Raw genomic sequence first — 14887 nt, forward strand, 5'->3', positions numbered from 1 at the left:
TAACAAGGCAACCTGGGTGCCGCCGCGCAGCCCTCGCCGCAAGGTGTCACCCTTGCAGGTTTGAGGGGCCGGGGAGCCGATAGCGTTCAGCCATCTTGTGGAAATCCGGACAAGTGGAGCTGAACGCTTCGGCCACTTGCCCAGCGTCTTCACACCACTTGGTCCGCGATACGGATCGTTTGGGTCTGTTGGTCTTCCAGCGGCTGGCTAGCGTGCAAGGTAACGGGTATCGACTTGGCTGCAGGCACCTTGCTCCGCTGAGCGTGGTGCCAGAGCGGCACCAATGGGTTGCATTCCGGGTAGTAGGCCCCGGCACACCCTTCAGGTATGTCGTAGGCGATGATCTGCAAGGGCCCCGCTTCGCGCAGCACCTGCGGTTCGACCGCGGTGCGCAGCAACACCCAGTCGCCCGGCGCGAATCCCAGGCGCACCACGTCGCTGCGGTTCATGAACAGCACGCTGCGGGTGCCCTTCACTCCGCGAAAGCGGTCGTCATAGCCGTACACCGTGGTGTTGAACTGGTCATTGCTGCGCAACGTCATCAATTGCAGCACATTGTGCGCATGGGGGCTGACCTGCACGTCTTCGTCAGCCTCCAGTTGCTGCGGCGCCACGAACTGGGCCCTGCCAGAGGGGGTCTTCCACTGGCGTTGACCCGCCGGCAACGGGCGGTGGAAGCCGCCCTGCTGCCACATGCGGGTCTCCATGTCGTGGAATATTTCCGGGTAGACCTGGCTGATGGCGGTACGCACCAAGGCATAATCGTGCCGCCATTCGTCCCATGGTATGCGGTGATCTGCGCTAAGTGTGGCCTCAGCCAACCCTGCGATGATTGCGACTTCAGAGCGCAAGTGCTCGCTGGCAGGCTCAGTGGTGCCTTCCCAGCCCCGCACCACACCGGTGCTGTCCTCGGTGCTGTAGGCCTGTACCCTGCCCTCCTGGCGGTCGATCTCGATATGCCCAAGGCAAGGCAGCAACCAGCCCTGCTGGCCGGGCAAGAGGTGGGTGCGGTTGAGTTTGGTGGCCACCTGTACATTCAATGCCAGGTGCTGCCACGCAGCCTCCATGCGCCGGGTATCGGGGATGGCCCGCAGAAAGTTGCCGCCCAGGCCGATGAAGGCCTTGACCTGGCCGGCCAGCAGCGCCTCGCAGCAGTCAACCGTCGCCATGCCCTTTTGCTGGGGCACTTGCACCCCAAACAATGCCTGTAGCTTGTCTGCAGGCACTTTGGACGGGTCTTCTGTAATACCGACCGTGCGCTGCCCCTGGACGTTGGAGTGCCCCCGCACCGGGCATATCCCTGCGCCAGGCTTGCCGATATTGCCCCGTAGCAGCAGCAGGTTGATCAGCATTTGCACATTGTCGACGCCGTGGCGATGCTGGGTCATGCCCATGCCGTAGACGATCATCACGTTATTACTGCGGGCGTACACCGTCGCCGCCGCTTCCATCGCGGCGCGGCCGATGCCTGAATGACGCTCCAGCAGGTCCCAGTCATAGCCCTGCACTTCCCGGCAAAGAGCCGCAAAACCCTCGGTATGCGCCTCGATGAATGCGTGATCGAGTACACCTGGCAAGCCCTGTTCGAGCGCCGCCTGCTCCATGGCCAGCAGCGCCTTGATGATGCCGGTCACCGCCGCCAGGTCGCCGCCGATTTTCACCTGATGGTACTGGGTGCTGATGACTGTCGACTGCGGCCCAAGCATCTCGCTGGGAGACTGCGGGTTGACGAAGCGCTCAAGCCCACGCTCGCGCAGCGGGTTAAAGGTGATGATCGGCACATGGCGCTTGCGGGCCTCCTGCAGCGGGTGCAGCATGCGCGGGCTATTGCTGCCCACGTTCTGGCCGAAAAAAAAGATGCAGTCGGTGTGTTCAAAGTCCGTGAGGGTCACCGTGCCCACTGGCACGCCTATGCTCTCCTGCAGCCCCACCGACGTGCTTTCATGGCACATGTTGGAACTGTCCGGAAGGTTGTTGGTGCCATAGGCGCGGGCGAACAACTGGTACATGAAGGACGCCTCCAGCGATGCCCGCCCTGAGGCATAGAACACCACCTGGTCAGGCGTGAGCCCACGCAGCTGTTGACCGATCTCGCGGTAAGCCCGCTCCCAGGTGGTGACCTTGTAGCGATCGGTGACCGGGTCGTAGTAAAGCGGGTGGGTGAGACGGCCCTGGCGTTCGAGGTCGTGGTCATTCCACGTTCGCAGTTGGGCGAGCGTGTGGCTGGCAAAGAACTCAGGGCCGGTACGGTGACGGGTGATTTCCCACGCGGTCGCTTTCGCGCCGTTCTCGCAGAACTCAAGGGCATGGGGGTCGCCGGGCTTGGCCCACGCGCAGCTGACACAGGCAAAGCCTTTGGGTTTGTTCTGTTTGACCAGGGCAAGCGACCCCGAAGCCATGACCTGTTCACGCCAGAGGATGGCCATGACCGATCGCGCTGACCCCCACCCTCCTGCGGCATCTTCATAGGGTTTAAAACGCGCTTGAGGGTGGATGAGCGACATGGCCGCCTCGCGTGAAGTTATGTCTGAATATTTCGAGAAGTGACGATAGATAAAAGTTCAAGGCGCAGGCTGGCGCCCCGCTACGCCAGCCTTGGGCTCAGGCAGAGCCGACCCAGGGATGCCCCATGACCCACTGCAACGTCAGCCCCAACATAAGCTTGCGCTCGGCCTTGGCGCGTTCCTCTGCCAGCGCGCCAATGGCGTCGAGCGTGGGCTTTTCGGCCGACGCCTGGGTCTGCTCCAGCAGCGCTTCGAGGCGGTCGTGATAGGGCTGGTTAAGCACCTCGAAGTGTTTGGCGCAGGTGGCGTGCAGGTAATCCACCCAGAAAGGCCGCTCCAGCAGCGACTGCGCGACCTTGGTGTCGGTTTCCTGCGACAGGATGGTGCTGGCCGCCCGTTGCAGCTGGGCTTCGCTGACATTGGAAAACAACCGGTGATACATGTAGCGCGGTTGCGCCGGAAGCCCCAGTGGCCTGACCAGTGCGGCGCGGTAGGCCAGGTAGACTTCCACCTCATCGTGCAGGCCATAGGGGTTTGCGGTGCGGGCCTGCTCGATGTGCTGGCTGGCCACCCGGTCGACCTCGTCGAGGCGATACAGCTCACGGCCAAGCTGCACCAGTGCCGGGCCGATGTCGGACGTTGCCAAACCGGCGGTACGCGTGACCACCAGTGCACGCACTTCCAGCAGGCTCAGTATCAGCAGCATCTGGTCTGAGCAGGTGCGGGGCCCTGCTGCCTGCTGGAACATGGCCTGGCGCACCTCGGTGTTTTCCACGCAGGCTTCAATGAGCGCCCAGATGCGTCTGCGCAAGTCCATGCCCTGGTACTCGTAATCTGCTGAACGGCCCAGGTCGTGGATGAAGCGCATCAGGTCATCACTGCCGGGTTCTTGTGACAACTGGGCCCAGCGCGTTTCGCGAACCCCACGCTGAGCGGCATCCAGACCGTCCAGCCAACGCTCCAGCGACTCCTGGCCCCCCGGCCCATGCCTGCGCACGGGCAGCACGGCCGTGCCTTGCGCCCCCAACGTTTCGCGCAGGGTTTGCTGGGCTTCATCAGGCATGGCGTTGTCATGCAGACTCAAGCCGGCAAGCCGCCTGTGGGAATGGGCCAGGGTCGGGCTCATGTCCTCGACACGGTTGTCGCGCAGGTCGATGTCTTCAAGGGTGGGGTGCATGTAGACCTCGACCGGCAACTCGGTCAGGCCGGTGCTGCGCAGCGACAGACGCTGCAGGTTGAGCAGGCTGCCAAGCGGGGGCAGAAGTGCGATGGGGTTGTACGACAGGTCGAGCGTGCGCAGGCGCTGTAAGGCGGCGAGCCTGGCCAGGCCAGCCTCATCGATCACCACCTGGTTTCGGGCCAGTGACAACGTCGTGAGTTGGGTCAAGGCCTGCAGGCCATCTGGAATACCGCCCAGCAGGTTTTCACTCAGATCAAGGGCCTGTATCTGGGTAAAGCGCTGCAAGAAACCCGGGGTGATGGTGTGTAGGTGGGCACGCCGGATGGACACCTGGCTGACGTGCTCGAAGGTGATCGCTTCGGGAAGCACCGGCAAGCTGTCGATGCGCTCGCTGTCGATGACCAGACGGTACTGGCCGTCAGCGTCCGGGCGCTTGCGCCGCCAGCAGTGGCGAATGCGCCGGACAATCTGCCGACGACGCTCCGCCAGCGGTGCTGCGGTTGCCTCGCGCCGCCAGGCCGCCAGGCTTTCGTTCAGGTCCAGCAAGCACTGATGCAGGTGCCGCAAGTGGTCCCAAGGGGTGTCCCCGCGCAACCGCACGGTTTCAAGGTAGGCCTCAACGTCCACATCCTTCAGCGTCGGGAATACCTGCTGGTAACCGTGCAGCAAGGCGCGGCGTGAGCCTTCCGCCCGCCCGCTGAGTGGGTAACCCAGGCGGCCATCGCCCAGCCGCCTGGGCGGGCGTACCCCTCCGGCAACGGGCGCCATTGCCAACAAGTTGGCTGCCTGATCCCGGTCGGCGCTTGCGCGGTCCGCCAGGGCGCTGGCAAGGCCGCGAGATGAGGCGTCAACCCCCGCAACAGCCTGACGCTGTTCAGCATCCAGGTGCCAGAACAAGGCCTGGAACAAGTCATCGCTCGCCAGCGCGCCGGGCCGAGCGACACCCTCGCTGTCGGTGGCCAGGTACCCCTGGGGCGTGCGAACCAGGCAGCGCGTTTCCAGGGCGGTCGCACTGCCTACCCGCGCAAGCACATCACCCTGCAGCCGAGCGTCGCGTACCTGAACCTGTACCCCAGCCGGCCATGGCGCCAGGTCATCTACCAGGCCCAGGGCCAGCTGCTCAGTGTCGGTGGTGGCTGCCGCCGGCTGCTCGAAGCCCGCACAGGCCCTGTCCAGCCGGGCGTCACGCAGTAACCAGCGCGCCTGCTCGGCCATGGCCAGCGGAACCCGCTGCTGCTCCAGTAGTTGGCTCAGCTCGCTGCCGCTGGCGTGCTCCACCAGCGCGCGCCCGGCCCTGGTAGACAACGTGGGAAAGTCGCGATGCAACGGCTGCGCGGCGCGGCTGGGTGTGCCCTGCATGTGCTGCCAGTGGGCCTCGAAGGCCTCACCACGCAGCCTGGGGAACCACTCATGCAGCTCATGGCGTTGAGCAGCATCACACAACCGCGCAGGTGCGGGGGCGTCTTCGAGGTGCAACAGGCGCACCTGGTTTTCGTTCATGGCCACCGTGCGCAAGAGCCGCTTGGCCAACGCATCACTCACCGCCCCCAGGTTGGACCCCAGGCGCCGCACCAAAAGGCCTGCCCCTTGCCAGTCCTGGGGGCGTTCCAACCCATGCCGGACGCCGGACGCGCCGTTATCGTGCAGGGTGATGGCTGGCGCGTCGGGCCGTGACGGATGGATCAGCGTCGGCACGTGGTTGTCGTCACCCAGCGGGTACGCCTTGTTCGAGATAGACACATGTAGCCGACCCTGGAGCGTGCCCCGCTGCCCATGTGCAAGCGTCTGCTCGGGCTCTGCGTAGCCCGGGAGGTCGGTGCGGGCCAGGCGCAGTTCGCCGTTCCAGAGGCGCACAGGGGCCAGGTCGTCCACTGCGGCCACCCGCGCCGCCAGCTTGACGGCCACTGCCTCGGCCGCCGCACCGCCTGCCATCATCGCAACGCTCTCGGCCACTGCCATCAGGTGCGCCAAGGCCGCCTCGCGGTCGCCGAACGCCCAGTCCTGGTAGCCTTCGTACACCTCGTCTGCCAACTGCACTGCGGTCAGCCCCAGCAAGGGCAAGGCCAGCCCCGGGATGAAAAAACTGGCGATCCCCAGCGCGTCGAGCCCTACCCCTTTTAGCCAGTGCATGCGGCGGTCGCGCTCTACGCTGTCGACCTTGGTGGTAGGTACGGCCAGTGCCTGTGCGTCCTCCAGCAGTGTGTCTACCTGCACCTGGCGCAGGTGGGCGCACAGTGGCCCCTCGATACGCTGCCAGCGCCCATCAAGCTCGATGGCGTCCTGCGCGCCTCCGGTGGCCAGCAAACGCTGCAACGCCTGGTTGAAAGGGACGCGGTCCTGTTCCTTGATGAAGCGCTCGAAGAACCTTCGGTAACCGGGGTCGCGCAAGCGTGTGCCCAGCGCACTGAACCACTGTGTCCAGGAGGCATAGGTACACATCGCACCCGCGGGATCATCCGGCACCCAGGCAACAATGCGCTGCAGCGTCGAGGCATCGTCATGCTCCTCGAACACCACCAGGCCGCACATCTGGCGGCCAAGCAAACGGACCTCGTTGGCAGTCCACCCTGCCGAGGCACTGGATGCATGTACGGCGTTCGTCACAAGCGCAACTGCTCGCCCATCCAGGTTGCCTTGAGCGCAGGCCATGTGCGCGGCGGCTACCAGCCGGGCGCGCCAACCCTCCTCCAGCACCGCCTCGGTTTGGTGACGGCGGGTGTTGTCCGCCAGCAACACCTGCTTGAGATGCTGCTGGTAGGCGCCCCCTATATCCAGTGACCGGCACAGGCCGGCGAATGCCCGGGGCCGCCAGGCGACCGGCTGGGCCTGTGCGTCGAGCAACGTCGAGTTCTGCAGCCAGGCTGTTTCGGCAGTTTCATGCAAGGTGAAGTTGTGCAGTGCGCAGGCGAGCAAACTCTGCTCGAAGGTAACGGGGACAATACCGTCGGGCGCCAAGCCTACGCTGGAGGGGTAACGGATATGCACGGCGCGGCGTAGGGTGGCGAGGCGAACGTCCAGCGGCGGCTGCACTTTTCTGGCCAGCGCCTCGCTTAGCCGCGTACTGACGAAGGTGTCCAGTGGCTGAATTTGGCGCAGCAACGCCTGAACGGCCTCGCGTGCACGCTGCTGCTCGGCAAGCGCCTGTTGCAGCGCCGTCAACTGCTCGGCAGTAGCTTTGGTCAGCCACGCTGGCAAGCGGCTGCAATGAAGGTATCGACAGATGTATCTGCAAAAGGAAATGTATCCACGGTGAGCTCCGTCATGGCGAAACCCTCATGGAGCCTGTATCACGCGCCGGTGCAGCGGTATCTATCTACGCTCGCATCAGAAATACCTTGCAAGCTTACCCTCCCCTCCTACCACCACATCCGCTACAATCGCGCCCGGGTGCTAGCTGCGTGGTGCAGTGATGCAGGTTAAAAAACTACGCAGGTCGGGCCGCCATGCGGGAGTTTCTGCGCCTATGCATAACACCCAACTGCCCCGAGCCCAGCAATTGGCCGAACGTGCCCTCGCCCGTTTCGAGCATTTCCTTCACATCGAGGCGGTCAGTGGCGTCGTCCTGCTGATCGCTGCCATCGCCGCCCTTGTCTGGGCCAACTCACCGGCTGCTGCCAGTTACGAAGCCCTGTGGCACACCCCGATAACCCTGGGTGTAGGTTCGCTGGTGTACGCCCAACCGCTGCACTTTTGGGTAAACGATGGGCTGATGACCATTTTCTTCCTGGTGGTCGGCATGGAGATCCGCCGCGAGATCCATGAAGGCGCCTTGGCCAGCCTGCGCCAGGCAACGTTGCCGATGGTTGCCGCCATTGGCGGAGTGGCCGTGCCGGCACTGGTTTACCTAGGCTTTGGCCACGCAGCTGACGAGCAGCGGGGCTGGGCGGTACCGACCGCCACCGACATCGCATTCGCCGTTGGGGTACTGGCCTTGCTCGGCAAGTCGATCCCGTCCAACGTGCGGGTTTTCCTGCTGGCCCTGGCGATCATCGACGACATCATCGCCGTGCTGATCATCGCCGTGTTCTACTCCGGTGGGCTGGACTACAGCGGTTTCGCTATCGCCGCCCTGGGCCTTGCGCTGGTGGTAGGGCTGCAGCGCATCGGTGTCGGCTCCGCCTACGCCTATGTCATCCCGGGCGCCATCACTTGGGTGGGTGTGCTGATGACCGGTGCCCACCCGACGCTCGCCGGTGTGGTGCTGGGCATGATGACCCCGGTCACTGCCCGCCCCATGCGCGAAACGCCACTCGAAGCGGTGACCCGTTTCACGCAGGAGCTGGTGGGCCGCGCCCGCAACGCCGGCAAGGCCCCTGGCGACTTGCTCAGCCCGCTCAAGCACCTGCGCCTGGCGCAACGTGAACTGCTGCCGCCTGTGGTTCGCGTGCAAAGTGCCCTGCACCCGTGGGTGGCCTACGCGATCATGCCGGTGTTTGCCGTGGCCAATGCCGGGGTCAGCGTGGGGGGCGTAGACCTGAGTGCCCAAGCGCCTCACGGGGTGATGCTGGCGGTAATGCTGGCGTTGGTAGTGGGCAAGCCCGTCGGCATCGTCAGTGTCAGCTGGCTGATGGTGCGCTTGGGGTTGTGCTCGCTGCCCGCAGGCGTCACCTGGAGCGGCATCACCTTGATCGGCCTGCTGGCCGGCATCGGGTTCACCATGTCGATCTTCATCGCCAACCTCGCCTTCATCGACCCGGCAACGCTCGGGGCCGCCAAGCTGGGTGTGCTCTCAGCCTCCGTCATCGCCGCGGTACTGGGGCTGGTGTGGGGAATATTGAGGGTACGCAAGGCCTGACCCGCGACGTGCCCGCTGCGCCACGGCGCAGCGGGTTTCACTGCCCTGCAGGCAACCCGCCCCTTCGCCGCTCGTCGTGCCAACCCCAATCAGAATCAACGCAACCGGCGCTACCCATTCGAACAGGTATGAGCATTCTCAACTGCAGGAGCTTCTACCATGCGCGAATACCCTACTCCGCCCTTCCCGTCCCAGCCCCAGGCCGTGCCAGGCTCCCAGCGCAAGATGGAGCCGGTACCCGATTGCGGCGAGCATAGCTACAAGGGCCATAACCGGCTGGAGGGCAAAAAGGCCCTGATCACCGGCGGCGACAGCGGCATAGGCCGTGCAGTGGCCATTGCCTATGCGCGCGAAGGGGCCGACGTGGCCATTTCCTACCTGGACGAACACGAAGACGCCAAGGAAACTGCCCGCTGGGTGGAAGAAGCCGGGCGCAAGTGCCTGCTGCTACCCGGCGACCTGGCCCAGAAGCAGCAGTGCCAGGCTATCGTCGAGCAAACCGTCGCCCAGTTCGGGCGCATTGACATCCTGGTGAACAACGCAGCGTTCCAGATGGCCCACGAGGCCTTTGAAGACATCGACGATGATGAATGGGTAAAAACCTTCGACACCAACATCACCGCGATTTTCCGCATCTGCAAAGCTGCCCTGCCGTCGATGCCCAAAGGGAGTTCGATCATCAACACCAGCTCGGTCAACTCGGACGACCCGTCTTCATCGCTGCTGGCCTACGCCGCCACCAAAGGCGCCATCGCCAACTTCACGGCAGGCCTTGCGCAATCGCTCGCCAAGCGCGGGGTGCGGGTGAACAGCGTGGCACCGGGCCCGATCTGGACACCCTTGATCCCCGCCACCATGCCCGATGAGGCCGTTAGAAACTTCGGCTCTGGCTACCCCATGGGTCGCCCGGGCCAGCCAGTTGAGGTGGCCCCTATTTACGTGCTCCTGGGGTCTGACGAGGCCAGCTACATCAGCGGCTCGCGTTATGCCGTCACTGGCGGCAAGCCAATCCTGTAGAGCGACGCCAGGCAAGCCTTAATTGCTTGCCTGCACACGCCATCACGGCATCAGAATGGCCTGGGGGTGATCGATGCAGGGCACAGGCACCAGGCTTCGGTTGGCCATCAGCCACTCGCGCATGCGCACGGTATCGAATATCTGCCCTTCTTCCATCATTGCCAGTATCAGGTCCTGGGACATTCGGTAACACCCGCACACCGCGCATTGGCGCTGCTCCCAGCCACTGCTGCACTCGATGGACTCGGCCTGCCCCGCGCATATCAGACAACTCATGTTAGCCCCCTATTGTTCTTGTTCAGCTGCGAGCAGCTGCAAGGTCAACCCGGCTGCGCCGTGCCCGCTTTACATGAGATATCCATGCCAACCTTAAAATTCCCTGACGTTGTCAGCCAGATAGCGTCAGGCCAGCAACTGGCTCAACACCGCCCGTAACTTGCCCGGCTTGACCGGTTTGTTGAGTATCGGCATGCCCAGCGCCTGCAGTGCCCTACGGCATGGGTCGCTGCGGTCTGCCGTGATAACTATCGTAGGGATGTGCTGGGCAAAATGCGCCCGCAGCCGGCAAGCCACATCGCAGCCCAGCACACCATGGTCGAGGTGGTAGTCGGCCAGAATCAATTCAGGCGCCTGGCCTTGCAAGGCCAGCAAGGCAGCCTGCTGGTCGGTGGCGGTGACCACTTCGCACCCCCATTGGCCCAGCAACGCGCCCATGCTTTGCAGAATGCTCGCTTCGTTATCCAGCACCAGCAGGCGCCGCCCCGGCAGCGGGTCCCCCGCCACCGGCAGCATCTGGCAGGGGGGAATCTCCACTGGCAGTGCGTCGGCCAATGGCACCTCGATGCTGAACACCGAGCCCCGCCCCGGCCAGGAGCGCACCTGTACCGAATGGCCGAGGATCTTGGCGATGCGCTCGACGATCGCCAACCCCAGGCCCACGCCCTTGCGGTCGGCAGCGCGGCCCACATCGAGCTGATTGAACTCAAGGAAGATGGCCCCCAGACGATCTTCGGCGATGCCCCGCCCGGTGTCCCATACTTCCAGCCGCAGGTACCGCCCACGGCGCCTTGCCCCCAGCAATACCCGGCCCTCGGCGGTATAGCGGAACGCGTTGCTGAGCAAGTTGCGCAAGATACGGGTCATCAGCCGCAGGTCGGTGCTGACGGCATGCTGCCCGAACCGGGCACGCAACGGGATCCCTGCTGCATCGGCCACCGAGCGGAACTCCGACACCAGCGGCGCGAACAGCGCCTCCAGGTGATACACGGCAATGTCCGGCTTCACCGCCGCCTGGTCCAGGCGGGAGATGTCCAGCAGGTCGGTAAGCAAATCCTCGGCGCCTTCGAGGGCCTGGTGGGTGCGCTCCACCAGCACCTGCTCAGCTTGGGGCAGCTGCCGCTCGCGCAGGGTGGAGATGAGCAGCCGGGCGGCATTCAGCGGTTGCAGCAGGTCATGGCTGGCGGCAGCCAAATACTTGTCCTTGCTGCGGTTGGCGGTTTGCGCGGCGTCCCTGGCATCACGCAGCGCCCGGGCAATCTGCTTGCGCTCGGCAATCTGCTGCTGCAGGTTGCGGTTGGCCTCCAGCAGCTCGTCGGTGCGGGCGGCTACCCGCTGCTCAAGCTGGTCATTGAGCTGCTGCAGGTGTTGCTGGGCCAGCTTGCGCTCGGTGATATCGGCCACGAACCCCTCGACCAAGGCTTGCTGGCCGGGCTTGAGCAGCAGGTTCATCAGCACATCGACAGGGCTACCGTCCCGGCGCCGCAGGCGGGTTTCGTAGCCATGCAGGCTGTGCTCGCGGGCCAGCGTGGCGGTAATCGCCTGCAGCTCCTGAGCGCCGCCGACGAACAGGTTGGCGGCAAGGTCCTTCAGGCTGAACAGCACGGCCTGCGGGTCGTCATAGCCCAGCATGCGCGCAAGCGCCGGGTTGGCGGCGCGCATGCCGTCTTCCAGGCTAGCCTGGAAAATGCCATGAACTGCGTTTTCAAACAGCCATTTGTAGCGGTTTCGCTCGGCCTCTAGTTCATCCAGCCGGGCCGCCAGCTCAGGGTAATGGCTCTTGCGCGCCGAGTGGTCACCCAGGCCCAGCAACCCGGCCAGCGCCCGCTGCTGCTCCTCAGAGGGCCTCGCCATACACGACCTCCACGTCGCGCTGGCTGGACGCGCGGGGGTTGGTGAGAATGCACGGGTCGCCCATGGCATGCTGGGACAAAAACGGTATGTCGCTGGTACGCACACCGTGCAGGCCGAGGGTTTCATGGAAGCCCATGGCGTGCTTGAGGGCAATCAGGTGTTCCACTAGGCGCGCGCAGATCTGCCGGTGGTTCAGGCCCCGGCAGTCGATGCCCATCACCTCGGCAATCACCTTGAACCGCTCCGGCGCCGAGCTGTAGTTGAATGCCACCACATGCTCGACCAGCACGGCATTGCACAACCCATGAGGCAGGTCGAGAAAGCCGCCCAGGCTGTGTGACATGGCATGCACCGCACCCAGGATGGCATTGGAAAACGCCAGCCCCGCCTGCATGCTGCCCAGCATCACTTTCTCGCGCAGGCCAATGTCGCGGGGGTTGGCGATCATCTCCACCAGGTTGCCATTGATCAGGCGCATGGCTTCCAGGGCGTGGGGGTCGGTCAGGGGGCCGTGCCCCGTGGACACGAACGCCTCGATGGCGTGCACCAGCGCGTCGATGCCGGTACAGGCCGACAGGAAGGGGTCCATGCTCAAGGTGGTCTGCGGGTCGATCAGCGACACATCGGGCACTACCGCCTTGCTGACGATGGAAAACTTCATGCGCTCCTGCTGGTTGGAGATGATCACGAACTGCGACACATCCGCCGATGTACCGGCAGTGGTCGGGATGAGGATCAGCGGCGGGCTGGGCACGCGGATCATGTCCACCCCTTCGAACTCGAGAATGCTGCGGCCATGGGCGACCACGATGCCGATGGCCTTGCCGCAGTCCATGGGGCTGCCGCCACCCACCGCAACGATCACATCGCAGTGGTGCTCGCGGTAGAGGTCGGCGCCGAGCATCACCTCTTCAACCCTGGGGTTGGGCGATACCGCGCTGTACAGGCAATAGTCGATGCCGTGCGCCTGCAGGCTGGCCTCAACGTCCGCGACCCAACCGGCAGCGATCACGCCGGGGTCACTGACCACCAGTACCTTGCGCGCGCCGAAGGTTTTGGCGTAATTGGCCACGTTGTGCCGGCAACCGGCACCGAAGATGATTTCAGGCGAGACGAACTTGCGAAGCGGGCTGAAACTCTGGCTCATGGGCAAGCCTGTTCTTATTGTTCTGGAAGGTAGCTGCCAGCGTAATGCATCCCCCAGCGAAAGCAACCAGACCAAAGTGCCAACCAGGCGTGTGGCCGGCGCCGGCCGCCGTCGTGGCGGCCGGTGCCTGATGCCTCAACGGTTGGCGAAATACATCGTCACTTCAAAGCCGATGCGCAAGTCGGTATAGGCGGGTCGGGTCCACATGGGCAGGTCCTCTTCTTGTGCCGGGCGATTCCGGTAACGGCATTAATGCACGGGGGGCGTTACGGCCAAATGCTACTTTGGAACGAACTTTCCCCCGACAGGGACAGGCGGCGGCACTACTTCAGAAGAAGTTCAGAAGAAGCCCAACGGGTTGATGTCGTAGCTCACCAGCAGGTTCTTGGTCTGCTGGTAGTGGTCGAGCATCATCTTGTGGGTTTCACGCCCCACGCCAGACTTCTTGTAGCCACCAAAGGCAGCGTGGGCCGGGTACAGGTGGTAGCAGTTGGTCCACACGCGCCCGGCCTTGATGCCTCGGCCCATGCGGTAGGCGCGGTTGATGTCGCGGGTCCACACACCGGCGCCCAGGCCGAATTCGCTGTCATTGGCAATGGCCAGGGCTTCGGCCTCGTCCTTGAAGGTGGTTACACCCACCACCGGGCCGAAGATTTCCTCCTGGAACACGCGCATCTTGTTATCGCCCTTGAGCAGGGTCGGCTGGATGTAGTAGCCGCTTGCCAGGTCCCCCTGCAGCCGCTCCGCGCTGCCACCGGTGAGCAACTGCGCACCCTCGTCCTGGGCGATCTGCAGGTAGGAAAGAATCTTGTCGTACTGCTGCTCCGATGCCTGGGCGCCCACCATGGTGTCGGTGTCCAGCGGGTTGCCACGGGTGATCTTGGCGATCTTCTTCATGACCTCGGCCATGAAGGGTTCGTAGATCGATTCCTGGATCAGCGCACGTGAGGGGCAGGTGCACACCTCACCCTGGTTGAAGAACGCCAGTACCAGGCCTTCTGCGGCTTTTTCGATGAACGCAGGCTCGGCCTGCATGATGTCTTCGAAGAACACATTGGGTGACTTGCCGCCCAGCTCCACGGTAGAGGGGATGATGTTGTCGGCAGCGCACTTCATGATGTGCGAACCCACCGGGGTGGAGCCGGTGAAAGCGATCTTGGCGATGCGCTTGCTGGTGGCCAGCGCCTCCCCTGCCTCGCGGCCGAAGCCTTGCACGATGTTGAGCACCCCTGCCGGCAGCAGGTCGGCGATCAGCTCGGCGAACACGGTAATCGACAACGGCGTCTGCTCGGCCGGCTTGAGTACCACGCAGTTGCCGGCAGCCAGCGCCGGTGCCAGCTTCCAGGCAGCCATCAGCAGCGGGAAATTCCAGGGGATGATCTGGCCCACCACGCCCAGGGGCTCATGGAAGTGGTAGGCGACCGTGCCTTCGTTGATCTCGGCCGCTCCACCCTCCTGGGCGCGGATGCAGCCGGCGAAGTAGCGGAAGTGATCTGCCGCCAAGGGCACGTCGGCATTGAGGGTTTCGCGCACAGCCTTGCCGTTGTCCCAGGTCTCGGTCACCGCCAGCAGCTCCAGGTTCTGCTCGATGCGGTCGGCGATCTTGAGCAGTACCAGGGCACGGTCCTGCACCGAGGTTCGACCCCACGCGTCGGCTGCAGCGTGGGCAGCGTCCAGGGCCTTGTCCACATCTGCGGCCGTGGAGCGCGGGAATTCGGCAATGGGCTGGCCGTTGACGGGCGAGCTGTTGGTGAAGTACTGCCCAGCCACCGGCGCAACGAACTCGCCGTTGATGAAGTTGCCATAGCGTGGCTTGAAGGACACGACGGCGCCTGGGGTTCCGGGTTGTGCGTAGATCATGCTGAGCCTCTGCGGGTCGATGCCTGTCCAGCGACAGGCGATGCAACGATGGTATGAAGCCCGCGCAGGGGGGCGAATGCATCGTTGGCAGGGGGCGGCTCGTCATTTGGTCGTAGGCGCGTGCGGCGGGTTCCAATCACAGGCAACCCAAGAGCCTGTGGAAACTGTCTTCCAAAAAACTCTGAATGCTGGCGCAATCCACCTTGTGGGAGCGGGTTCACCCGCGAAGCAGGCAGCGCGGTGCATGGCACCGG

The 14887-nt window shown here is 64.2% G+C and carries 9 protein-coding genes; 2 read left to right on the forward strand and 7 right to left on the reverse strand.

The window, feature by feature from the left end; all coding sequences use genetic code 11:
• Positions 1–149 precede the first annotated feature (149 nt).
• On the reverse strand, positions 150–2504 hold the full coding sequence (locus IAE38_RS01970) for an FdhF/YdeP family oxidoreductase (RefSeq protein WP_201215523.1): 2355 nt from the start codon (positions 2502–2504) through the stop codon (positions 150–152).
• Positions 2505–2601: 97 nt separating this feature from the next.
• Positions 2602–6879 (reverse strand): NEL-type E3 ubiquitin ligase domain-containing protein, encoded by a 4278-nt coding sequence (locus IAE38_RS01975; RefSeq protein WP_201215525.1) that lies wholly within the window; start codon positions 6877–6879, stop codon positions 2602–2604.
• Positions 6880–7147: 268 nt separating this feature from the next.
• On the opposite strand from IAE38_RS01975, the gene nhaA reads away from it, so the two are divergent.
• Both nhaA and IAE38_RS01985 read left to right on the forward strand, forming a co-directional pair.
• Positions 7148–8479, forward strand: coding sequence for a Na+/H+ antiporter NhaA (gene nhaA / locus IAE38_RS01980; RefSeq protein ID WP_201215527.1), 1332 nt, complete (start codon positions 7148–7150; stop codon positions 8477–8479).
• 159 nt (positions 8480–8638) lie between these two features.
• Complete coding sequence (locus tag IAE38_RS01985) at positions 8639–9496, forward strand: SDR family oxidoreductase (protein WP_201163188.1); 858 nt, start codon at positions 8639–8641, stop codon at positions 9494–9496.
• Between the two features lie 42 nt (positions 9497–9538).
• On the opposite strand, the gene IAE38_RS01990 is transcribed toward IAE38_RS01985, so the two are convergent.
• The 5 genes from IAE38_RS01990 to exaC all read right to left on the reverse strand — a co-directional run bounded on the left by IAE38_RS01990 (position 9539) and on the right by exaC (position 14633).
• A complete protein-coding gene (locus IAE38_RS01990) occupies positions 9539–9772 on the reverse strand; it encodes a hypothetical protein (RefSeq protein WP_154660085.1) in 234 nt (77 codons plus the stop codon).
• Positions 9773–9898: 126 nt separating this feature from the next.
• Positions 9899–11626, reverse strand: a complete 1728-nt coding sequence (locus tag IAE38_RS01995; RefSeq protein ID WP_201215528.1) for a PAS domain-containing hybrid sensor histidine kinase/response regulator — start codon at positions 11624–11626, stop codon at positions 9899–9901.
• Positions 11610–12773, reverse strand: a complete 1164-nt coding sequence (ercA, locus tag IAE38_RS02000) for an alcohol dehydrogenase-like regulatory protein ErcA (protein ID WP_201215530.1) — start codon at positions 12771–12773, stop codon at positions 11610–11612. The genes IAE38_RS01995 and ercA overlap by 17 nt, the downstream gene beginning before the upstream one ends.
• A 135-nt stretch (positions 12774–12908) precedes the next feature.
• Positions 12909–12980, reverse strand: a complete 72-nt coding sequence (gene pqqA, locus IAE38_RS02005) for a pyrroloquinoline quinone precursor peptide PqqA (protein ID WP_080667878.1) — start codon at positions 12978–12980, stop codon at positions 12909–12911.
• Between the two features lie 132 nt (positions 12981–13112).
• Positions 13113–14633: an acetaldehyde dehydrogenase ExaC gene (gene exaC / locus IAE38_RS02010; RefSeq protein ID WP_028634284.1), complete on the reverse strand. Its 1521-nt coding sequence runs from the start codon at positions 14631–14633 to the stop codon at positions 13113–13115.
• Between the last annotated feature and the right edge of the window lie 254 nt (positions 14634–14887).

Source organism: Pseudomonas sp. S32 (assembly GCF_016648095.1).
GTDB lineage: Bacteria > Pseudomonadota > Gammaproteobacteria > Pseudomonadales > Pseudomonadaceae > Aquipseudomonas > Aquipseudomonas parafulva.